This window comes from Novosphingobium sp. (genome assembly GCF_965228995.1).
Taxonomy (GTDB): domain Bacteria; phylum Pseudomonadota; class Alphaproteobacteria; order Sphingomonadales; family Sphingomonadaceae; genus Novosphingobium.
Map to the genome: position 1 here is coordinate 2,942,747 of NZ_OZ245852.1, position 19,549 is coordinate 2,962,295.

Sequence of the window (19,549 nt, forward strand, 5' to 3'; positions counted from 1 at the left end):
CGTCCCGGATGCCGGGTGGCGGAAAGGGAGGATTGCCATACCCCCGCTCACATAGGCATTGCGCGGCGAAAGCCAAGCGCCTGCAAGCAGGTATGGCCGCGAAATCATCGAGTATGCAGCGCCCCTTCACACCGTCGGGGCTTTCGTCAGGGCAGGTTAACCCCTGCCGGACAACAAGGATCCTTATGACCTCTCCGTTTTCCCGCCTCCTCATCGGGTTCGCCGCCGCGTTGACCCTGCTGCAGCCCGCAGCCGCGATGGCGGGGGACTTGCGCTATGTGATCGACCGCAGCGCCAGCAGGGTGGATGCGAAAGTCCCCTTCCTCGGCATCGCCACCAAGACCGCGCATTTCCCGGACATGTCGGGCACCTTCAACCTCTCGTTCGCCGATCTCGAAGCGCTCGACATGGTCGTCGATATCGACGCGCGCACGCTCACGACCGGAGATTCGCAGGCCAAGACGCTGAGGGGCAAAAGCTTTTTCGACGTCGCCAACCATCCCACCGTGCGCTTCGTCGGGCGGCATCTGAAGATGACCGGCGAGAAGACCGCCGAAGTCGAGGGCAACATCACCGCGCGCGGGGTTACCCGACCGATCAAGCTCAACGTTACGTTTTCGGTCCCGCCCTTCTCGACCGGCGGCACCCAGCCGATCTCCATCGTTGGCACCGGCGTGATCGATCGCCGCGAGTTCGGCATGACCGCCTTTCCGTGGATCATCGGCGCGATGGTCAACGTGACGATCCGCGCACGGATGGTGCCGAGTTAAGCCTCGTCCACGACGTCGCCGAGATCGCGCTGAACCTTGGGATCAGCCAGCAGCTTGTCAATATGGCTCGCCGCGTCAAAGCTTTCGTCAGCCAGAAACTTGACTTTGGCCGCGTACTTGAGCCGCAGGCGCTGCGCCACTTCCTTCTGGAAAAACGCGGTGTTGGTCCGCAGCGCCTTCAGCACCGCTTCCTCGTTCGCACCGAGCAGCGGCTTGATATAGGCCGTCGCATGCCGAAGATCGGGCGACATGCGCACTTCCGTCACCGAGACGGAATGCGCGGTGAGCACTTCGTCGTGCACTTCCTGCCGCATCAGCAGCTCAGATAGGATATGGCGCACCTGCTCGCCCACCTTGAGCAGGCGGACCGAGCGGGTTTCCGGGGATGCGGGCTGCTTTGCCATGGTACGTCTATCCTTCAGCCCATCTTCGCGAGAATGCGCGCGAGCGAGCGTACATTGCGTGCCGTGCCGCGCCGGCCGAGCCGCCGTTCGAGAAACGCGCCCGTCATCCGGCTGGCCGAAACGCCTTCGACAAAATCGATATAGAGCGCGCGCGGGCCGAGTGCGAGCCTTTCGGGGCCGCGCGCCGCCTGATCTTCCACCAGCACGCGGAACTGCGCGGGATCGGCCTCGCCATCAAGGAACATGGTGTGGACATTCGCGTCCGCGCCGTCGCCGGTGAACGGATTGTCCTCGATCGCGCTGCGCAGCTCGGCCGCGCCCAGCACCGCGACCATGCTGTCCATGTCGAACCGCTCGCGCATGATCCAGGCGAGCATGTCCACCAGGCCCTCGGTCGGGCGCTCCTCATGCTCGAACAGCACATTGCCGCTGGCGATCACAGTCTCGACCTGCTCCAGACCCTCGCGCTCGAACGCCTCGCGCAGCTCCGCCATCGACAACCGATTGCCGCCGACGTTGATCGAGCCGAGGAGGGCTACGTAGCGAGGCATGGCTTCAGCGCAGCTGTTCTAGGTCATATCCCGAAAGGTCGATCTCCGCGAAGATCGACCTCAGGGCTTCGACATCCCATCGCGAACGGGCACGATCGAACTCAACGATCAAGCCGCAAACGACCAGGCGTTCGTTCACGGTCATACCTTTGAGGTCCGATCGCTCGTTCACAGCGTACGCACGCGCTCCTCGACCTCGAACACTTCAAGCTGGTCGCCCGCCTTCACATCATTCGTATCGGCCAGCACCACACCGCATTCGAGGCCTGCGCGCACTTCGGCCACGTCGTCCTTGAAACGGCGCAGCGAGTGGATGAGCGTCTGCGAAATGATGACATCGTTGCGGGTAAGACGCGCATTGATGCCCTTGCGGATGAAGCCCTCGACCACGAGCAGACCGGCTGCCTTGTCGCGCTTGCCCGCGGGGAACACTTCCTTGACCTCGGCGCGGCCAACCACGGTCTCGATCCGCTCCGGCCCGAGCTGGCCGGCCATTTCGAGGCGGATGTCGTCGGTGAGCTGGTAGATCACGTCAAAGTACTTCATCCGCACCTTGAAGCGTTCAACCAGCTCGCGCGCCTTGGCGTTCGGACGGACGTTGAAGCCGATGATCGGCGCGCCGCTCGCCTGCGCGAGGTTGACGTCGCTTTCGGTGATCGCGCCCACGCCCGAGGCGAGGATGCGCACCTTGATCTCATCGGTCGAAATGCGGTTGAGCGCATTGACGATCGCTTCGGTCGAGCCCTGCACGTCAGCCTTGATGACCACCGGATACTCGATGACGGCCTGCTTGGCCGCGAGCGCGGAGAACATGTTCTCAAGGCTCGTCGGCGCCTGCGCCGTGCGCTTGGCGGTTGCGCGTTCATGGCGGTAGGCGGCAACCTCGCGGGCACGTGCCTCGTTTTCCACCACGGTCAGCGTATCGCCCGCCATCGGCACGCCGCCAAGGCCGAGCACTTCGACCGGCAGCGACGGCGGCGCTTCCTTGATCTGGCGGCCCTTGTCATCGAGCATCGCGCGCACGCGGCCCGATTGGGTACCGACAACCAGAATGTCGCCAACCTTGAGCGTGCCGCGATTGACCAGCACGGTCGCGAGCGGACCCTTGCCCTTGTCGAGCTTGGCCTCGATCACGGTCGCCTCGGCGGCGCGGTCCGGATTGGCGCGCAGTTCAAGCAGTTCGGCCTGGAGCAGGATCTTCTCGATCAGCTCGTCCATGCCCTGCCCGGTCTTGGCCGAAACCTCGACATCCTGCACATCGCCCGACATTTCCTCGACCACGATCTCGTGCTCGAGCAGGCGTTCGCGGATCTTCTGCGGGTTGGCCTCGTGCTTGTCGGCCTTGGTGATCGCCACGATCATCGGCACGCCGGCCGCCTTGGTGTGGTTGATCGCCTCGATCGTCTGCGGCATCAGCCCGTCATCCGCCGCGACCACCAGAATGACGATGTCGGTGACATTGGCACCGCGCATGCGCATTTCGGTGAAGGCTTCGTGGCCCGGGGTATCAAGGAAGGTGATGTGGTCACCGCCCTTGGTCTTGATCTGGTAGGCGCCGATATGCTGCGTGATGCCGCCGGCCTCGCCGCGCACCACGTCGGTGCCGCGCAGCGCGTCAAGCAGGCTGGTCTTGCCGTGATCGACATGGCCCATGATGGTGACCACCGGCGGACGCGGCTGCAGCGTCTCGTCGGTATCGACGTCGGCGGCCGTATCGATGTCGATATCCGAATCCGATACGCGCTTGATATTGTGGCCGAATTCAGTGACGAGCAGTTCGGCGGTATCCTGGTCGATGGTCTGGTTGATGGTGACCATCATGCCCATCTTGAACAGCGCCTTCACCAGATCCGCGGCCTTTTCGGCCATGCGGTTGCCAAGCTCCTGCACCGTGATCGCCTCGGGCACCACGACATCGCGGACCTGCTTTTCACGCGGCTGAGACTGCCCGGCGAAGTGCGCACGGCGCTCCTTCTCGCGGGCACGCTTCAGGGCGGCGAGGCTGCGGGCGCGGGCGCCTTCGTCCTCGTTGAGCGCGCGCGTGACAGTGAGCGTGCCGGCCTGGCGGCGGTCGCCCGCCCCCTTGTCGCGCGGGGCGTGCGCGGGCTTCTTCGCCGGAGCCTCGGGCCGCTTGGGCGGAGCGACAGGCGTGAAGCGGCGCGGCGCAGGCTGCGCGGCAGGCTCGGCCGCAGCGGGAGCTTCGGCTTCGGCGGGTGCGGCAGGCGCAGCAACCGGCGCTTCGACCGGGGCCGGCGCCTCGACAACAGGAGCCTCGACCGGAGCCGCGACCTGTGCCGCAACGGGCGCTTCGGCGGGAGCAGCCGCTTCGGCCTCACCGGCCTTGCGCGCTTCGGCGGCGCGGCGCGCTTCTTCGAGAGCGCGCAGGCGCTCTTCCTGCTCGCGGCGGTTTGCGGCTTCAAGCGCTTGCTGACGCGCTTCCTCGGCCTCGCGAAGCAGGCGGGTCTGCATTTCCTGACGCGTCTCGCGCGAGGCGGCGGGCGGCGGCGGCGGCGGTGCCGGAGCGCGGACGGGCTGCGGCGCGGGCGTCGCAGGCGCGGCAACCGGTGCCTCGGCCGGCGCGCTGGCAGGCGCGGCTTCACCCGGCCCACGCGGCATCAGCTTGCGCCGCTTGACCTCGACGACGACCTTGTTGGTCCGCCCGTGGCTGAAGGTCTGCTTGACCTCGCCCGCCTCGACCGAAGTCTTCAGGCCAAGCGGCCTGCGGCCGAGCGTCGGCTTCTTGTCATCGCTCATGAAACTTACTTACCCTTCGTATCAATAGCTTCGCACGCTGCCGAGGCAGCGTCCGCCGTATCTGGTTCAGACCCTAGAAGATGCAGCAGGCGCCGCAGCGGCACCGCGACCCGTTCGGCCGCGGCGGCATCGGTCAGCGCCAGGTGAACCACGTTATCGCGGCCCAATGCCACAGACAGCGCCGCCCGGTCCAGCGGCAAGATGATGCCTCTGAGGCCGGTTCCTTCCGCGTCCTCGCCCACCCGCCAGGCCTGGGCCAGCTTGTTCGGACCGTCGCTTCCGGCATCGCTGGCATGGGCGAGCCATACCACCGCACCGGAGCGCGCACCTTGCGCAATCTTCTCTGTCCCGAGCAGCATGTTGCCCGCGCGCAGTTCGATGCCGAGCCGGTCGGTCAGCGCGCGGGTGAGTGCCGCGCGGGTCCGCTCGGCAAGGTCGGCCGGGATGGAAAGCGATGCGCCCTTGAACGCCCGCGCCAGCGCACCGCGCAGCTTGCCGTTTGCTACGGCCGCCGCAAGGTCCACCGCATTGACGCCGATCCATGCTCCGCGCCCCGGCGCACGCGCCAGCGCATCGGGCAGAACGTCGCCATCAGGCGAAAGGGCCAGCCGCACCAGCTCACCGCGCGCATCGAGGCGCCCGGTCAGCACGCATTTGCGCTCCGGCTGGGCTTCCTTTGCGGAAGTCCCGGCCGGCTTGCCGCCGATTCTGTCGGAGCTCAGCGTCTCATTGTGAGGATTCCGCATGGGCGGCCTCCTCAGCTGCTGGCTCGTCCTCGAACCAGTGTGCACGCGCGGCCATGATGATCTCGTTGCCCTGCTCTTCCGAGAGGCCATATTCGCCCAGGACGCCGCCCTTGTCCTCGGTCCGTTCGCTGCGATCGCGCTCGCGGCGAGTCTCATTGTTGTTGCCGCGCCGGCGCTGTTCGCCCCCGCGCTTCTTGGCAATGAGTTCGTCGGTGGCGAGATCGGCCAGATCGTCGAGCGTCTTGATGCCCGCCTTGCCGAGCGTGACGAGCATCGCTTCGGTCAGGTGCGGCAATTCGGCGAGATCGTCCTCGACGCCAAGCCCGCGGCGCTCCTCGCGCTGCGCTTCCTCGCGGCGCTCCAGCGCCTCGAGCGCGCGGCTCTGCAGTTCCTGGCCCAGTTCCTCGTCGAAGCCTTCGATCGCGGCGAGTTCGCTGATGTCGATATAGGCGACTTCCTCGAGCTCGCTGAAGCCTTCGGCCACCAGCAGCTGCGAAAGCGTCTCGTCGACGTCGAGCTCTTCCTCGAACATCTTCGAGCGCTCGGCGAATTCCTTCTGGCGCTTCTCCGAAGCTTCCGCCTCGGTCATGATGTCGATGGCCGAACCCGTCAGCGAGGAGGCCAGCCGCACGTTCTGGCCGCGGCGACCGATGGCGAGCGAAAGCTGGTCATCGGGCACGACGACCTCGATGCGGCTCTCTTCCTCGTCGATCACCACGCGGCTGACGGTGGCGGGCTGCAGCGCGTTGACCACGAACGTCGCGGTGTCCTCGCTCCAGGGGATGATGTCGATCTTCTCGCCCTGCAGTTCCTGCACGACGGCCTGCACGCGGCTGCCCTTCATGCCGACGCAGGCGCCGACCGGGTCGATGCTCGAATCGCGGCTGATCACGCCGATCTTGGCGCGCGAACCCGGATCGCGGGCGGCGGCCTTGATCTCGATGATGCCGTCGTAAATCTCGGGCACTTCCTGCGCGAAGAGCTTCTTCATGAACTCGGGATGCGCGCGGCTCAGGAAAATCTGCGGCCCGCGGTTCTGGCGCTCGACCTTCATGATCCAGGCGCGCACGCGCTCGCCCACGCGCGGCACTTCGCGCGGGATCTGCTGGTCGCGGCGGATCACACCCTCGGCGCGGCCGAGATTGACGATCACGTGGCCGAATTCGACCGACTTGATCACGCCGGTGATGACTTCGCCGGCGCGGTCCTTGAATTCTTCGTACTGCCGGTCACGCTCGGCATCGCGGACCTTCTGGAAGATCACCTGCTTGGCCGACTGCGCGTCGATACGGCCCAGTTCGACTGCCGGCAGCGGATCGACAAGGAAGTCGCCGACCTTCGAGCCCGGCTGGAGCTTTTCAGCCGCCTTGAGATCAACCTGCTTGAAGTAGTCCTCCACTTCCTCGACCACCTCGACCACGCGCCACAGGCGCAGATCGCCGGTGCGCGGATCGAGTTTGGCGCGGATGTCGTTCTCGGCACCATAGCGGTTGCGCGCGGACTTCTGGATCGCTTCTTCCATCGCCTCGATGACGATGGACTTGTCGATCATCTTCTCGGTCGCGACAGAGTTCGCGATCGCGAGCAGCTCGGCGCGGTTGGCGGAAATCGCACTGGCCATGGCTTAGTCTTCCTGTTCCTCAACGATGTCATCCACGCCGCTGGTATCCAGCGGGCGGGAAGCGGCGATCAGCTTATCCGTGAGGATAAGCTTGGCATTGGCGACGAGACCGAATGGCACGTGGTATACCACGCCATCGTCCTCGATCGAAATCATCTGTGCATCGGCATCGAAGCTGACAAGGTCACCCCGGTAGCGCTTGCGGCCGTCCAGCAGTTCCGCCAGTTCGATCCGCGCCTCATGGCCGGTCCACGCCGCAAAATCCTTCGCGCGGGTCAGCGGACGGTCGATCCCGGGTGAGCTGACCTCGAGGCGGTAGGCCTCCTCGATCAGCACATCGCCCGCTTCTTCCAGCGCATCGATGCGATCGGACATGCGGCGCGACAGCGCGGCACAATCGTCGATCACCAGCTGGCCGGTCTCGGGCCGCTCGGCCATGATCTGGAGCGTGTGCTCCTCGTCCCCGATTTCGCCGCCCTTGAAATACCGCACGCGCACGAGATCGAAGCCGAGGCTGGCAGCCTCTTCTCCGGCAATCTCGGTAATCCGTGCGATATCGTTCATGCGTACTCCAACGGGTCCAACGCAGCAAAGGCAGCGGGTTTGGTGCCGGCCCCGTTTGGCGCCAGCCCAGACTTTGCCTTCACAATGTCGGGATGCCTTGCCCCTAGGCGCGCGCCTTTAAAAAGGCAAGCACAAGATTGCTCGGCAGAGCACTCCTGAAAATCGGTGAAATTTCCCACACTTTGGTATCTCGGCCAGCGAGGTCAGTCAGCCTCAAATCAGAAAACGGCAGAATTGCGCCATTCTGCGAAATTGGCACGCCCCATGCAACGCTCTTGGCATACGCCGGACGGACTGGACGGCGCCAAGTTAGAACCCACGAAAGGACCAAGACATGACCACGATCCGCACTTTCACCGCCCCGATCTTCAGCGCCGCTGCCGCCTTCGCGCTCACCCTCGCCCTCGTCGGCGGCACCGTGAACGCCCCTGCGCAGAGCCCGCTCCACACCGCTCCCGCCATTGTCAGCTCGGTGTACAGCGCATGAGCGACCTGCGCTTCGAGGACCACGGGGTCCACTCGCCCGCCCCCGCCCGGGGCTTCCGTCTCAACAAGCAGCGCGGCAAGATCATGGGCGTCAGCGCCGGGATCGCCGACTACTTCGGCCTCGATGTCACGCTGGTGCGCGTCGCCTGGGTGATCGGCACGCTGGTCGGTTTCGGCTCGCTGATCCTGATCTACCTCGCCATCGGCCTGATCGCCGATTGAGCCGCGCCACCAGATCCTCCCCATTCTTCCGCAGGACAAATGGGGAGGTGGCCCGCCAAAGGCGGGTCGGAGGGGTACAAGCGAAGGAGCCCCTCCGCCTTCACTTCGCTCCGGCACCTCCCCATTTGGGCTTCGCCAGGATGGGGAGCACCAAAGTCAGACCGGCGGCGGCACCAGCCCGATCAGGCGCAGCACCACGGCCTGCGCCAGCATCACCACCAGCCAGTACCCGCAATCGATCAGCGCCGTCCGCCCCGCAATCGCCCGCATGCGATAGGATGCGGCAAGGCTCGGCACGACAAAGCCCAGCCATATAACCACCGCGCTGCCGATGGTCATCGTCCACACCCCGCCCTTTGGTGGCGCGAGGATCAGGGCGCCCGCCAGAATCGCGCAGAGCCAGGCCTCGGCCACAAATGCGAAGGCAAGGCTCCCTGCCCAGCCCCGGCTCGCGATCTGCCGGCGGTCCGCCAGCGCCTGATACAGCGTCCCCAGCACCAGCCCGGCCAGCGTCGCCGCCAGGATCGCGCCGCCATTGAGGACGATGTAGATCATCAGGCCTCTTCAGCGCTCGCAAAGGGCGAGAAATCGATGTCGGTATCGAACACGTCGACGCCTTCCTGCCGCTTGAGGAAGCCGACGACCGCATAAGTCACCGGCGTCAGCACGATTTCCCACAGCACCTTGAGCGCCCAGTTGGTCCACATCACGTGGATCACGTCCGTCGTAGTCCAGGTACCAAGGAAGGCGATCGGGTAGAACAGCACGCTGTCCACCGCCTGCCCGAAGATCGTCGAACCCCAGGTGCGGGTGAACAGATACTTGCCCCCAGTCCACACTTTCATCCGCGCAAGCACGAAGGAATTGACGAACTCGCCCGCCCAGAACGCAGTGACCGATGCGATCACGATGCGCCACGTGCTGCCGAACACCGAATCGTACGTTGTCTGGCACACCGCCCCGGCAGAAGTCTTGGCCACGATCTCGGCAAAGCGCGGATCCCCGCTCGATGCGCAGCCCCAGCCGGCCGAAGGCGGCATGGCGACCACCACGAAGCTCATGAAGGCCATGAACAGCAGCGCGAAAAAGCCCACCCACACGCAGCGCCGTGCGTTGGCATAACCGTAGACTTCGGTCAGCACGTCGCCCAGCACGTAGGAAACCGGGAAAAACAGGATGCCCGCGCCGAAGGTATAGCCCCACACCGTGGTCAGCTTGGCCGCGCCGATCAGGTTCGACAGCAGCAGGATCGCGACGAAGGCCGCCATCAGAAAATCGAAATAGCGGAAGTGACGGCGCGCCCCGGCGCTGCCCTCGATGCGGGGGATATGATGCGTGTTCATGTCGCCCTAGCTATCGCGGTTTGCACGGCGCGCAAAGCGGCCTTATGAGGCACCGCGACGCGCCCTTAGCTCAGCTGGATAGAGCACCAGCCTTCTAAGCCGGTGGCCGCAGGTTCGAATCCTGCAGGGCGCGCCAAAACCTCGCCATTCCGCGTTGCCGACTTGACGGTAACGGCGGAACGGGTGACCAACGCAGCTATGCGCTTGTCCACCGCCTCCAGCCTGCATTAGCGGTTTTCCAGCGCATGCAGGCGGCACAGCGGCTGAAAGCAGACGGCGCGGGCGAACGAAGCGCCACCTCCTACCGCCCGGAAATTGACGGCCTGCGCGCGCTCGCGGTCGCCGCGGTCATCCTCTATCATATCGATGCCGCGCTGCTTCCGGGCGGCCTCGCGGGGGTCGATGTATTCTTCGTGATCAGCGGATATCTTATCACCGGCAGGATCATGGCAGACGTGGACCGGGGCAACTTCTCGTTCGCCCGGTTCTGGCTGCGCCGCCTTCGCCGCATCGTGCCGGCGCTTCTCGCGGTCCTCACCGCAAGCAGCATCGCCGCCGTGCTGGTCCTCCCGCCGGACCAGTTTGCGCAATTCGGCAAGGCCCTGATCGCCGCAGTGCTGCCGGTGTCCAATTTCTACCTGCGCTATCAACCGGGCGGCTATTTCGCGCTCGATTCGCGGGAAAATCCCTTGATCCACATGTGGTCGCTCGCGGTGGAGGAGCAGTTCTACTTGCTCTATCCCGCTGCGCTGCTGGCAATCCTCCGGTTCCGCCCCCGTGCGTTTCCCTTCGTTTTCGCGCTCGGGCTGGTCCTCTCGCTCACCCTTGCCGCCGTGCTGATGCACTACAAGCCCGAGGTCGCCTTCTACTACCTGCCGCCGCGGGCATGGGAACTCATGCTCGGCGGCGCCGTAACCATGCGCGAACGGCGCGGCGGCAGTCCTGTACCCACCGGCCCGCTCGCCCGCCCGGCCATCTGGCTCAGCCTGGCCGGGCTCTTGGCGGCCTTCCTGATCCCGGGCGAAAGTGACTGGTTTCCCTGGCCCGGAGCCCTGCTGCCCTGCTTCAGTGCCGCAGCCCTGATCGCCCTGCTCCGGCCAGCCGATGGGGCGGCCCGCCTGCTCTCGTCGCCGCCGATGGTCTTCGTCGGCCTGATTTCCTACAGCCTCTACCTATGGCACCAGCCCGCCTTCGCCTTCGCCCGAGCGATCAGCGTGAATGCGCTTTCCCCGGCGCACTATCTTGCGATCACCGCAGCCGTCGTCGCTGTTTCCTGGGCCAGCTGGCGCTTCATCGAGCAACCGCTACGGCGGCGCGACCAGCTGACCGACCGGCAGGCCGGCGCCGGAATTGCCATAGTCGCCGCCGCGCTCATCGCCGCCGGGCTCATCATCTGGCGCACCGATGGCTGGCCCGATCGCTTCTCGGCCCGCACACGCGCGCTAATGACGATGTCAGTCGAAACCCGGCTGCGGCGGGAACGCTGCCAGAGCGACGAGGAGGCCAATCCGCGCTGCACCGATACCGCGCATTGGCCGCCAAAGATCGTGATCCTCGGCGATTCCCACGGCTATGCGCTATCCGAAGGGCTGACGCCGCTGGCTGCCCAGGGCGGCACCGGCGTCCTCACCTTGTGGCGCGCGGGTTGTCCCCCGATCCTCGGGCGCACCTTCGGCAAGCGCGAAGCCGAATGCACGCACTTCATGGACGTCGCTTCACGCCGGATTGCGGGGCTCGCCTCGGTCCACAAGGTCATCCTCATGGCGCGCTGGGCCCGCCATCTCGAACTCCACGCCTTCGATAATGGGGAGGGCGGCGTGGAGCCCTCCTTCAACTACGGTCTGCCCGCGCTTGATGACCGTCAGGCGGCTGAGTTCGGCGAGGGCCTTGTCGCGATGGTCGAACGCCTCCGAAAGGCGGGCAAACAGGTCGTGATCGTAGGCCCTGTCCCGGAAGTGGGCTGGAGCGTGCCGGAATATATGTGGAAGACCGAGCTGCTCGGGCACCCCGCCTCCCCCACCACCAGCTACGCCCGGTTCCGCGCACGGCAGGCCCGCGCGCTGAAAATGCTCGGCGATGTGAGCGCAAAAAGCGGCGCGCCGGTGATCTATCCCGACAAGCTCTTCTGCAGCGCCTCCACCGGACGCTGCCTGACGGCGGACGGGCCGATGCCGCTCTACCACGACGACGATCACCTCAGCCCCGCAGGCGCGCGGATCCTCTCGAGGCACTTCGCCAGCCTGCTGCTGCAGTAGGCGCGGACCGCCAGATCATGATTTGCGGAACTGGTGCGCCCGACAGGATTCGAACCTGTGGCCCCCAGATTAGGAATCTGGTGCTCTATCCTGCTGAGCTACGGGCGCCTCGCCTTGCCCTTTAAGCGGCGGCTCAGCGTCTGGCAATCGCCCCCGGCGGCAGAGCTTCAGTTGACCTCGCCGGGCGGGACAACCGGCACGATCACCGGCGCGACGGGTACGCCTTCCTCGATCAGGCTCTGCACTTCGGTGGGGCTCGCGCGGCCGTGGATCATCGCGGGATCCTTCTCGCCGTAGTGCATCGCGCGCGCGTCCTCGGCGAAGTTTTCGCCGACCCAGGTGGAAGACTTGAGCATCTCGCTCTGCACCGCCGCGACCGCCTTGAGCATGGCGACCGCTTCGGGCGGCAGCGGCCCGTTCGCCACTGGTTGCGGGGCATCCTGGCGCGGCGCCGGCACGGCGACCGGAAGCTGATTGCCCTTGCGCGTCAGGCGCGGGGCAGAAAGAGCCTTGTCCACTTCGGGCGCGCCGCAGGACGGGCACGTTACGAGCCCCCGGGCCTGCTGGTCGGCAAAATCTTCCGAACTGGCGAACCACCCTTCAAACCGGTGGCCGCCCGCGCGGCATTCAAGATCGAATACAATCATGGTCTTGCCGATGTAGGGATCGGCCGCCGGTTGGCAAGACTGGGCACCTGCGCGCGCACCTCGGCAATTCGGGCAAGATCGATCCCGGCAAAGCCCAGCACGCCCTCGCGCGCGGCCTGCTCGCCCATGTCGAGCACTACATCGCCCCAGGGGTCGACCACCAGGCTGTGCCCATACGTCTCGCGCCCGTCCTCGTGCCGGCCGACCTGGGCGGCGGAAATGACGAATGCGCTGGCTTCAACCGCTCGCGCCCGCTGCATCAGGTGCCAGTGCGCGCGCCCCGTCGGCACCGTGAACGCCGCCGGAATGGCAATGGCGTCGCAGCCTCGCCGCCCCAGCTCCTCGAACAGCGCGGGGAAGCGGATATCGTAGCAGATCGCAAGGCCAAGCCGGCCCAGCGGCGTATTTTCCACCGTCACCGCCGCCTCGCCGGGCTGATAGGCAGCGGATTCGCGCCAGGTCTCACCCGTCGCAAGATCAACGTCGAACATGTGGATCTTGTCGTAGCGCGCGGCGATTTCACCAGTCGGTGTGATCACGAAGGCCCGGTTGGCCCAGCGCGTGCCTTCCGCCTTCACCGCAAGGCTGCCGATATGCACCCAGATGCCCGCCTTGGCAGCTGCATTGCGGACCTCGGCAAGCACCGGGCTTTCCCCTTCGGGCACGACATGACGGCCTCCGCGCGCCCGGTCCCGGTCAAGCAGGCCCGACATCTCGGGCGTGAACAGCATGACTGCGCCTTCCTCCGCGGCACCCAGCGCGGCGCGGGCCATAGCGGCGGCATTTGCGGCCGGGTCGATCCCCGTCGTCATCTGCAGCAGCGCAATGCGCCGCAGATCAGCGCTCATGCCGCGAGCATGGGATCAAGCTTGCCCGCCGCTTCGAGCGCGGCAAGATCGTCCGAACCGCCGACAAGCTGGCCGTTGATGAAGATCTGCGGCACCGTCATCGCGCCCGGCGCGCGCGCCAGCATTTCGGTGCGCTTCTCGCCGCCAAAGGTGATGTCATATTCGGTGACATTCGCACCCTTGCGGCCAAGCAGCGCCAGCGCGCGGCTGCAATAGGGGCAGCCCCACTTGGTATAGATTTCGACCGTGGCGGATGGGTTGGCAGGATCGCTCATGGGTACCTCTTGAAAACGCAAAATCGCTAACACACATGGTTGTTCGTGTCATGCGCCGCAAGTCGGGCGTGACCGGATCAACCGGCAGGGTGCCATTTCGGGCCCTGTCACCGTGCAAATTGCTCAAACACGAGGATTGCTCACATGGAACGTTTCGATTTCACCCCCTATCGCCGCTCGACCGTGGGTTTTGACCGCCTGTTCGACTTGCTCGAACGCCAGGCCCGCGCCAACGCCGGCGACAACTACCCCCCGTTCAACATCGAACGCCGCGGGGAAGACAACTACCGCATCACGCTCGCCGTCGCCGGGTTCAAGTCGCAGGATCTCGATATCACTGCGCAGCAGAACCTGCTGGTGATCAAGGGCCAGCGCACCGAAGCGCAGGACGGCCACTTCCTCCACGTCGGCATCGCCAACCGCGCGTTCGAGCGCCGGTTCGAGCTCGCCGATTTCGTCCGTGTCGAGACTGCTGATCTCGCCGACGGGCTCCTCACCATCGATCTCGTGCGCGAAGTGCCCGAGGCGATGAAGCCCAAGAAGGTGTTGATCGGCGGCACCAACGCCAAGCCGCTCACCGTGGTCGAGGGCGATACCAGCGCCGCAGCCTGATCTTCCGGTTCTCCAGCGAGAGGGGCGGTCCTGCAAAGGGCCGCCCCTTTTCGCATCCCTTTTCGCATCAGGGCGCCGCCGAAATCGCCCAGCGCCACGGTGCCAGTGTGCGCGGCTTGCCGCCCAGCGCATAAGCCTGCGCCTCGGGAGAGACATTGACCTCGACCCGCACCCGGTCCCGGCCCTTGATCCGGCGGAACGCGAAGACCTTGGGATTGCCCGTGTCGATCAGTTCGAGATTGCCCGGCTCCATCGTGTTCGCCAGCGCCGGATGCGCGTGTTTCAGCGCCAGCAGCGAGCGGTAGTGCCCGGCGCGGGGATACTTGCCCCACGCGATCGTATCCTTGTCGAAGAACTTCAGCCGCTTGTTGAGGCCGTCTTCCTGCCCGCTGTAGACGAGTGGCATCCCCGGCAGCGTTGCGGCGAGCACCGCCATCGCATCGGCGCCGTCGCCATAAAGCTCCTTGTCGGTGCCGTTCCACGAGTTCTCGTCGTGATCGCTGGTGAAAGTCATCCGCATCGCGCCCGCCGGATAGCGGCGCGGCGGCGCGGTGTAGAGCTTGGCCAGATCGCGCGCGTCCGCCTTGCCTTTCGCCACGTCGATCAGGAGATGATAGAGCTTCCAGTCATACGTCATGTCGAAAGCGCGGGCCTGCATCTCCGGCGTATCGGCCTCGGCCAGCATGAACACCGGCTTCACCGCATCGAGCTCGGCCCGCGCCTGATCCCAGAATTCCACCGGCAGCGTCCATGCGACATCGCAGCGGAAGCCATCGATCCCGGTTTCCTTGAGCCAGAACTTCATCGCCGCGATCATGCCGTCCCGCACCGCCTGCTTGCTGTAGTCGAGCCCGATCACATCGGCCCAGACTTCCTCATGGCCATCGCTGAGATCGCGGTAGTGATAGCCCTCAAGCTCGCCCGCGGCACCACGCTTGTACCAATCCGGATGTTCACGGGTCCAGACATGGTCCCACCCGGTGTGGTTCGCCACCCAGTCGAGGATCACCTTGAAGCCCTGCCGGTGCGCCTGCGCCACCAGATGCTTGAAATCGGCCATGTCGCCGTACTCGGGGTTCACCGCGAGGTAGTCGCTCACCGCATAGTAGCTACCGAGCGAACCCTTGCGTTCCTTCTTGGCGATGGGATTGACCGGCATGATCCACAATACATCGACCCCCATACGGCGCAGGCGCGGCAGGTGCTTCTCGAAGGCACGGAATGTGCCCTCGGGCGTGTATTGCCGGATATTGACCTCGTAGATCGTCGCGCGCTTCGACCAGGCAGGATGGCGAACCTGGCTGACCCCCTCGGTGATCGGCAAGGGCTGCGCTGCATGGGCCAGCGTAGGAAGCGCAAGCAGCGCGGCGAGCGTGAGATGGCGGATCATGCCGCCTTGGTTACAGCGCCGCCTGCGCGAGGCCAGATGGTATTCGTATACGCTACCAGGCCTCGGCAATATCGACGAGCGCCTCGCGGTCGAGCACCGTCACCCGCCCGCCCTTGAGCGCAACAATCCCGCCTTCTGCCCAGGCCGACAGCTGGCGGTTGATCTGCTCGCGCGACATGCCGGCAAAGTTGCCCAGTTCGCCCTGACTGAGCGCGATCTTGAGCCGCGTTTCCTCTTCGCCGCCCATCATCAGCCGCAGCAGGAAGCGCGCAAGGCGCGGGCCCGAAGTATAGGCGCGGTCCGCCTCGATCACCGTGTTGTTCTGCCGCAGCCGCCGCGCCATCGCCTGCAGCAGCCGAAGCGCAAGGCCCTGATGCTTGCCGACGATCTCGGTGAACGCCGCCCGCGTCAGCCCCAACGCCTCGACCGGCTCGATCGCCTCGACGCTGGCCGTCCGCTCCCCGCCATCGAGGAAAGCGATTTCGCCCAGCACCGAACCGGGCTCGGCATAATCGAGCACGATCTCGCGCCCGTTTGCCGCCACCATGCTCACGCGGGCAAGCCCCTTGAGCATGATCCACAGCGTATCGCCGGGGTCGCCCTGGAGGATAATCGCGCTGCCCGGCTTGAATGTGCGCACTGCGCCGCGCGCGGCGATATCCGCAAGCTCCTCGGGCGCACACCCGGCGAGGAGGCTGGGCGCCGTCAATGTCTGGGCAAGTGTGGCGGCATCCATGCGAAATCCCCCTTCCCTGCCCGGCTGATCAGACGAGGCAGCTAGACCAATCTGGCCTGTTTCACCGCGGCGGTGATAAAGCTCTTGAACAGCGGATGCGGCTCGAACGGCCGGCTCTTGAGCTCGGGGTGGAACTGCACCCCGATGAACCACGGATGGTCCGGCCGCTCGACGATTTCCGGCAGCAGGCCATCGGGCGACATGCCGGAAAAGACCAGTCCGCCATTCTCCAGCCGCTCGCGGTAGGCAACGTTGACTTCGTAGCGGTGGCGGTGCCGCTCGCTGATCGCGCCGGAGTCGTAGATCTGCGCGACATGGCTGTTGCCCGAAAGCTGCGCCTCATAGGCGCCGAGCCGCATCGTGCCGCCCAGATCGCCGCCCGCCGCGCGCGTCTCCAGCCCCTCAGGCGTCATCCACTCGGTGATGATGCCCACCACCGGCTCTTCGGACGGACCGAACTCGGTCGAGCTCGCGCCCGAAATCCCGGCCAGATTGCGCGCGCCCTCGATGCAGGCCATCTGCATGCCGAGGCAGATGCCGAAAAACGGCACGCCGCGCTCGCGCGCAAAGCGCACGCTGGCGATCTTGCCTTCGGTACCGCGCTCACCGAACCCGCCGGGCACCAGAATGCCGTGCATCGGCTCGAGATGCGCCGCGATCTCGTCATCGCCCTTCTCGAAGATCTCGGCGTCGATCCAGCGGATATTGACTTTCACGCGGTTGGCCATCCCGCCGTGGACCAGCGCCTCGTTCAGCGATTTGTAGGCATCCTGCAGGCCGACATATTTGCCCACGACACCGATCGTGACTTCGCCTTCCGGGTTCTGATGGCGGTCGACGATATCGGTCCAGCGCGAAAGATCGGGGCTCGGGGTCGAAAGCCCGAAGTGGCGCAGGACTTCCGAATCGAGCCCCTCGCCGTGGTACTGCAGCGGCACAGAATAGATGCTTTGCGCATCGAGCGCGGGGATCACCGCCTCCTTGCGCACGTTGCAGAACAGCGCGATCTTGGCGCGCTCGTTCTCCGGCAGCGGTTTCTCGCAGCGGCAGAGCAGGATGTCAGGCTGGATGCCAAGCCCGGTCAGTTCGCGCACCGAATGCTGGGTCGGCTTGGTCTTCAGTTCGCCCGCCGCAGCGATATAGGGCACCAGCGTCACGTGGACGAAGCAGGTCGCCTCGCGCCCCAGTTCGTTGCGCATCTGGCGGATCGCCTCGATGAACGGCAAGCTTTCGATATCGCCCACCGTGCCGCCGATCTCGCAGAGCACGAAGTCGAGATCGTCGGTCTCGTCCCGGGCGAAGGTCTTGATCGCATCGGTCACGTGCGGGATCACCTGAACCGTCGCGCCGAGGTAATCGCCGCGGCGCTCCTTGGCGATGATGTCGCGGTAGATGCGGCCCGAAGTGATGTTATCCGATTGCCGCGCCGAAACCCCGGTGAAGCGCTCGTAGTGCCCGAGGTCGAGATCCGTCTCCGCGCCGTCGTCGGTCACGAAGACCTCGCCGTGCTGGTAGGGGCTCATCGTGCCCGGATCGACGTTGAGATAGGGGTCGAACTTGCGGATCCTCACGCGGAAGCCACGTGCCTGCAGCAGGGCCGCAAGGCTCGCTGCCATGAGGCCTTTGCCAAGCGAGGAAACCACGCCGCCGGTGATGAAAATGAACCGCGCCATGGGAGGTGGGCCTTACCGTCAGATGCTCTGCATGCGCAAGCGCTCACCGCCGGATTCCGGCTGGCAATCCACAGTCGCAAACGAGCGGGCGAAAAACGAACAGGCGTTCCCGTCCGCCTGGAGGCGGGCAGGAACACCGGAAGAATATGGTGCCGGAAAAATCCGGCGTTCAGGCTTACTGCTTGGCGCCCCCGGCCAGCGGATCGGCCGCAGCGCCCTTGGCCGGCGCGCTCTTGGCGGGCGCGGACGGAGCCGGGGCCGCCGGTTCAGGCTGGGCCTGCGCCGGACCGGCTGCAGGAACACCCTGCGCTGGCGCCAGCGGATCGGGCACGGCGGGAGCATTGCGCTGCAGCGACGTATCGATCTCGCGGTTCGAGGTCGCGCCCACCGCAAGCGCCGCCAGCAGGATGCTGAGGCCGACGAAGGCAGTGGCCAGCACGGTGGTCGCACGGGTCAGGAAATCGGCCGCACCGCGCGCCGACATGAAGCCCGCCGGGCTGCCGCCAACGCCGAGGCCGCCGCCTTCCGACTTCTGGATAAGGATCACGCCGACGAGCGCGGCAGCCACCAGCGCTTGTACGACTGTAAGGAAGATGAAGAGAGACATCGCGATCTGCCTGAAAAGAATGAGGCGCATCTAGGGCGCATGGGCCCCGCGCGCAAGGGCGCAGGGCAGCATCCGGCTGCGTAGCTGTTCGCGGGCCCTCTCAGGCCTCGGGCTGCGAGGCCGCCGCCACGATCGGCAGGAACGCGTCAGCCGTCAGGCTCGCGCCGCCCACCAGTGCGCCGCCCACTCCCGGCGCCGCCAGCAGTCCGGCCGCGTTTTCGCCGTTGACCGAACCGCCATAGAGAATGCGGACCTTGTCTGCTTCCTCGCCGAAGATCGCGGCCAGCTGCGTGCGCACGGCGGCATGCATGGCGATCACGTCTTCCACCGCGGCCACGCGGCCAGTGCCGATCGCCCAGACCGGCTCATAGGCCAGCGCGATGCGCCCGGCGGCGGCAGCACCGCTTTCGCCCGCCGGGACCGAACCCGTGACCTGCCGGGAAACGACCGCCTCGGCCTTGCCGGCATCGCGGTCTTCCAGCGTTTCGCCCACGCAGATGATCACGCTGACACCCGCCGCCAGCGCAGCTTCGGCCTTGGCGCGCACCAGCGCATCGTCCTCGCCGTGGTCGCGGCGCCGTTCGCTGTGGCCCAGGATCACGAAATCGGCACCGATATCGGCCAGCATGGCAGCCGAAACGTCACCGGTATGCGCGCCCTTGGCAGCGGTGTGGCAATCCTGCCCGCCCACGCCGATGGCGCTCACCGCCTCGCGCAGCGGCCCCAGCAACGGGAACGGCGGCGCGAGGGCGATCTCCACATCGGGATACCGCTGCGCCGCGCGGTCGATCGCTCGCGCCTCGGCCAGCATGACCCGGCTGCCGTTCATCTTCCAGTTGCCAACGATGTAAGGACGCTGGCTCATAGGACCTTGCACACTACCACTAGGTGATTCCTTCTCATGCCGGGGCCGCTATCAAACCGCTGGCGGGTTTGCAAAGCGCCGACAATGCAAAATTGGTGGTTAAGCCACTGTATCTTTCCGCCGGACGGGCCGCGCGAGCAGCCTACCGGCAAGCGATCGGCAATCCGCGCAGACCATTGC

At 65.9% G+C, this 19,549-nt stretch carries 22 protein-coding genes and 2 tRNA genes; 6 read left to right on the top strand and 18 right to left on the bottom strand.

Going from position 1 to position 19,549, the window contains the following annotated elements; genetic code table 11:
* The first annotated feature begins 185 nt into the window (after positions 1-185).
* Positions 186-770, top strand: a complete 585-nt coding sequence (locus ACO056_RS13385; RefSeq protein WP_421847518.1) for a YceI family protein — start codon at positions 186-188, stop codon at positions 768-770.
* On the opposite strand, the gene rbfA is transcribed toward ACO056_RS13385, so the two are convergent.
* From rbfA to rimP, 7 genes are read right to left on the bottom strand one after another with little or no spacing between them, the layout of a single operon-like run.
* Positions 767-1,174 carry a 30S ribosome-binding factor RbfA gene (gene rbfA / locus ACO056_RS13390; protein ID WP_421847520.1) on the bottom strand — a complete coding sequence of 136 codons (408 nt, stop codon included), beginning with the start codon at positions 1,172-1,174 and terminating at the stop codon, positions 767-769. The two genes, ACO056_RS13385 and rbfA, sit on opposite strands and share 4 nt — an antisense overlap.
* 14 nt (positions 1,175-1,188) lie before the next feature.
* Positions 1,189-1,725, bottom strand: coding sequence for a DUF1697 domain-containing protein (locus ACO056_RS13395; protein WP_421847522.1), 537 nt, complete (start codon positions 1,723-1,725; stop codon positions 1,189-1,191).
* A 4-nt stretch (positions 1,726-1,729) separates the two neighbouring features.
* Positions 1,730-1,864, bottom strand: a complete 135-nt coding sequence (locus ACO056_RS13400) for a hypothetical protein (RefSeq protein WP_421847524.1) — start codon at positions 1,862-1,864, stop codon at positions 1,730-1,732.
* Between the two features lie 29 nt (positions 1,865-1,893).
* Complete coding sequence (gene infB / locus ACO056_RS13405) at positions 1,894-4,479, bottom strand: translation initiation factor IF-2 (RefSeq protein WP_421847526.1); 2,586 nt, start codon at positions 4,477-4,479, stop codon at positions 1,894-1,896.
* A gap of 5 nt (positions 4,480-4,484) precedes the next feature.
* On the bottom strand, positions 4,485-5,225 hold the full coding sequence (locus ACO056_RS13410) for a DUF448 domain-containing protein (RefSeq protein WP_421847528.1): 741 nt from the start codon (positions 5,223-5,225) through the stop codon (positions 4,485-4,487).
* A complete protein-coding gene (gene nusA / locus ACO056_RS13415) occupies positions 5,206-6,846 on the bottom strand; it encodes a transcription termination factor NusA (RefSeq protein WP_421847530.1) in 1,641 nt (546 codons plus the stop codon). Before nusA ends, ACO056_RS13410 begins: the two co-directional genes overlap by 20 nt.
* Before the next feature lie 3 nt (positions 6,847-6,849).
* On the bottom strand, positions 6,850-7,410 hold the full coding sequence (gene rimP / locus ACO056_RS13420) for a ribosome maturation protein RimP (protein WP_421847532.1): 561 nt from the start codon (positions 7,408-7,410) through the stop codon (positions 6,850-6,852).
* Between the two features lie 334 nt (positions 7,411-7,744).
* On the opposite strand from rimP, the gene ACO056_RS13425 reads away from it, so the two are divergent.
* On the top strand, positions 7,745-7,897 hold the full coding sequence (locus ACO056_RS13425; RefSeq protein ID WP_421847534.1) for a hypothetical protein: 153 nt from the start codon (positions 7,745-7,747) through the stop codon (positions 7,895-7,897).
* Positions 7,894-8,118, top strand: a complete 225-nt coding sequence (locus ACO056_RS13430; RefSeq protein ID WP_421847536.1) for a PspC domain-containing protein — start codon at positions 7,894-7,896, stop codon at positions 8,116-8,118. Before ACO056_RS13425 ends, ACO056_RS13430 begins: the two co-directional genes overlap by 4 nt.
* 156 nt (positions 8,119-8,274) lie before the next feature.
* Here the strand turns inward: ACO056_RS13430 and ACO056_RS13435 are convergent, their stop codons facing one another.
* Together ACO056_RS13435 and ACO056_RS13440 are read right to left on the bottom strand one after the other, a co-directional pair.
* On the bottom strand, positions 8,275-8,673 hold the full coding sequence (locus ACO056_RS13435; RefSeq protein ID WP_421847538.1) for a DUF1761 domain-containing protein: 399 nt from the start codon (positions 8,671-8,673) through the stop codon (positions 8,275-8,277).
* Positions 8,673-9,461, bottom strand: coding sequence for a queuosine precursor transporter (locus ACO056_RS13440; protein WP_421847540.1), 789 nt, complete (start codon positions 9,459-9,461; stop codon positions 8,673-8,675). The genes ACO056_RS13435 and ACO056_RS13440 overlap by 1 nt, the downstream gene beginning before the upstream one ends.
* 59 nt (positions 9,462-9,520) lie before the next feature.
* Here ACO056_RS13440 and ACO056_RS13445 point away from each other — a divergent pair.
* A tRNA-Arg gene (locus ACO056_RS13445) sits at positions 9,521-9,597 on the top strand.
* Between the two features lie 109 nt (positions 9,598-9,706).
* Positions 9,707-11,716, top strand: a complete 2,010-nt coding sequence (locus ACO056_RS13450) for an acyltransferase family protein (protein ID WP_421847542.1) — start codon at positions 9,707-9,709, stop codon at positions 11,714-11,716.
* A gap of 31 nt (positions 11,717-11,747) precedes the next feature.
* Here ACO056_RS13450 and ACO056_RS13455 read toward each other — a convergent pair.
* From ACO056_RS13455 to grxC, 4 genes are all read right to left on the bottom strand, one after another.
* A tRNA-Arg gene (locus tag ACO056_RS13455) sits at positions 11,748-11,824 on the bottom strand.
* 59 nt (positions 11,825-11,883) lie between these two features.
* A complete protein-coding gene (locus ACO056_RS13460) occupies positions 11,884-12,363 on the bottom strand; it encodes a DUF1178 family protein (RefSeq protein ID WP_421847544.1) in 480 nt (159 codons plus the stop codon).
* Positions 12,360-13,211 carry a carbon-nitrogen hydrolase family protein gene (locus tag ACO056_RS13465; RefSeq protein ID WP_421847546.1) on the bottom strand — a complete coding sequence of 284 codons (852 nt, stop codon included), beginning with the start codon at positions 13,209-13,211 and terminating at the stop codon, positions 12,360-12,362. The genes ACO056_RS13460 and ACO056_RS13465 overlap by 4 nt, the downstream gene beginning before the upstream one ends.
* Positions 13,208-13,486 (bottom strand): glutaredoxin 3, encoded by a 279-nt coding sequence (gene grxC / locus ACO056_RS13470; protein ID WP_421847548.1) that lies wholly within the window; start codon positions 13,484-13,486, stop codon positions 13,208-13,210. Before grxC ends, ACO056_RS13465 begins: the two co-directional genes overlap by 4 nt.
* A 144-nt stretch (positions 13,487-13,630) precedes the next feature.
* Here grxC and ACO056_RS13475 point away from each other — a divergent pair, with 144 nt between their 5' ends.
* A complete protein-coding gene (locus ACO056_RS13475) occupies positions 13,631-14,098 on the top strand; it encodes an Hsp20 family protein (protein WP_421847550.1) in 468 nt (155 codons plus the stop codon).
* 67 nt (positions 14,099-14,165) lie between these two features.
* Here the strand turns inward: ACO056_RS13475 and ACO056_RS13480 are convergent, their stop codons facing one another.
* The 5 genes from ACO056_RS13480 to tpiA all read right to left on the bottom strand — a co-directional run bounded on the left by ACO056_RS13480 (position 14,166) and on the right by tpiA (position 19,369).
* A complete protein-coding gene (locus ACO056_RS13480) occupies positions 14,166-15,488 on the bottom strand; it encodes an alpha-amylase family glycosyl hydrolase (RefSeq protein WP_421847552.1) in 1,323 nt (440 codons plus the stop codon).
* 52 nt (positions 15,489-15,540) lie between these two features.
* On the bottom strand, positions 15,541-16,224 hold the full coding sequence (locus ACO056_RS13485) for a Crp/Fnr family transcriptional regulator (RefSeq protein ID WP_421847554.1): 684 nt from the start codon (positions 16,222-16,224) through the stop codon (positions 15,541-15,543).
* 41 nt (positions 16,225-16,265) lie between these two features.
* Positions 16,266-17,897, bottom strand: coding sequence for a CTP synthase (locus ACO056_RS13490; RefSeq protein WP_421847556.1), 1,632 nt, complete (start codon positions 17,895-17,897; stop codon positions 16,266-16,268).
* 175 nt (positions 17,898-18,072) lie between these two features.
* Entirely contained in the window at positions 18,073-18,504 is a 432-nt protein-coding gene (gene secG / locus ACO056_RS13495) for a preprotein translocase subunit SecG (protein ID WP_421847558.1), read from the bottom strand.
* 100 nt (positions 18,505-18,604) lie between these two features.
* Positions 18,605-19,369, bottom strand: coding sequence for a triose-phosphate isomerase (tpiA, locus tag ACO056_RS13500; protein ID WP_421847560.1), 765 nt, complete (start codon positions 19,367-19,369; stop codon positions 18,605-18,607).
* Between the last annotated feature and the right edge of the window lie 180 nt (positions 19,370-19,549).

Bases quoted from the DNA above. Each gene is read 5' to 3' on its own strand.
- ACO056_RS13480 (WP_421847552.1), bottom strand. From the start codon at position 15,488: ATGATCCGCCATCTCACGCTCGCCGCGCTGCTTGCGCTTCCTACGCTG.
- ACO056_RS13435 (WP_421847538.1), bottom strand. From the start codon at position 8,673: ATGATCTACATCGTCCTCAATGGCGGCGCGATCCTGGCGGCGACGCTG.
- ACO056_RS13430 (WP_421847536.1), top strand. From the start codon at position 7,894: ATGAGCGACCTGCGCTTCGAGGACCACGGGGTCCACTCGCCCGCCCCC.
- ACO056_RS13475 (WP_421847550.1), top strand. From the start codon at position 13,631: ATGGAACGTTTCGATTTCACCCCCTATCGCCGCTCGACCGTGGGTTTT.
- ACO056_RS13410 (WP_421847528.1), bottom strand. From the start codon at position 5,225: ATGCGGAATCCTCACAATGAGACGCTGAGCTCCGACAGAATCGGCGGC.
- rimP (WP_421847532.1), bottom strand. From the start codon at position 7,410: ATGAACGATATCGCACGGATTACCGAGATTGCCGGAGAAGAGGCTGCC.
- ACO056_RS13385 (WP_421847518.1), top strand. From the start codon at position 186: ATGACCTCTCCGTTTTCCCGCCTCCTCATCGGGTTCGCCGCCGCGTTG.
- ACO056_RS13450 (WP_421847542.1), top strand. From the start codon at position 9,707: ATGCAGGCGGCACAGCGGCTGAAAGCAGACGGCGCGGGCGAACGAAGC.
- secG (WP_421847558.1), bottom strand. From the start codon at position 18,504: ATGTCTCTCTTCATCTTCCTTACAGTCGTACAAGCGCTGGTGGCTGCC.
- ACO056_RS13485 (WP_421847554.1), bottom strand. From the start codon at position 16,224: ATGGATGCCGCCACACTTGCCCAGACATTGACGGCGCCCAGCCTCCTC.
- ACO056_RS13395 (WP_421847522.1), bottom strand. From the start codon at position 1,725: ATGCCTCGCTACGTAGCCCTCCTCGGCTCGATCAACGTCGGCGGCAAT.
- rbfA (WP_421847520.1), bottom strand. From the start codon at position 1,174: ATGGCAAAGCAGCCCGCATCCCCGGAAACCCGCTCGGTCCGCCTGCTC.
- ACO056_RS13425 (WP_421847534.1), top strand. From the start codon at position 7,745: ATGACCACGATCCGCACTTTCACCGCCCCGATCTTCAGCGCCGCTGCC.
- infB (WP_421847526.1), bottom strand. From the start codon at position 4,479: ATGAGCGATGACAAGAAGCCGACGCTCGGCCGCAGGCCGCTTGGCCTG.
- ACO056_RS13465 (WP_421847546.1), bottom strand. From the start codon at position 13,211: ATGAGCGCTGATCTGCGGCGCATTGCGCTGCTGCAGATGACGACGGGG.
- nusA (WP_421847530.1), bottom strand. From the start codon at position 6,846: ATGGCCAGTGCGATTTCCGCCAACCGCGCCGAGCTGCTCGCGATCGCG.
- ACO056_RS13490 (WP_421847556.1), bottom strand. From the start codon at position 17,897: ATGGCGCGGTTCATTTTCATCACCGGCGGCGTGGTTTCCTCGCTTGGC.
- grxC (WP_421847548.1), bottom strand. From the start codon at position 13,486: ATGAGCGATCCTGCCAACCCATCCGCCACGGTCGAAATCTATACCAAG.
- tpiA (WP_421847560.1), bottom strand. From the start codon at position 19,369: ATGAGCCAGCGTCCTTACATCGTTGGCAACTGGAAGATGAACGGCAGC.
- ACO056_RS13460 (WP_421847544.1), bottom strand. From the start codon at position 12,363: ATGATTGTATTCGATCTTGAATGCCGCGCGGGCGGCCACCGGTTTGAA.
- ACO056_RS13440 (WP_421847540.1), bottom strand. From the start codon at position 9,461: ATGAACACGCATCATATCCCCCGCATCGAGGGCAGCGCCGGGGCGCGC.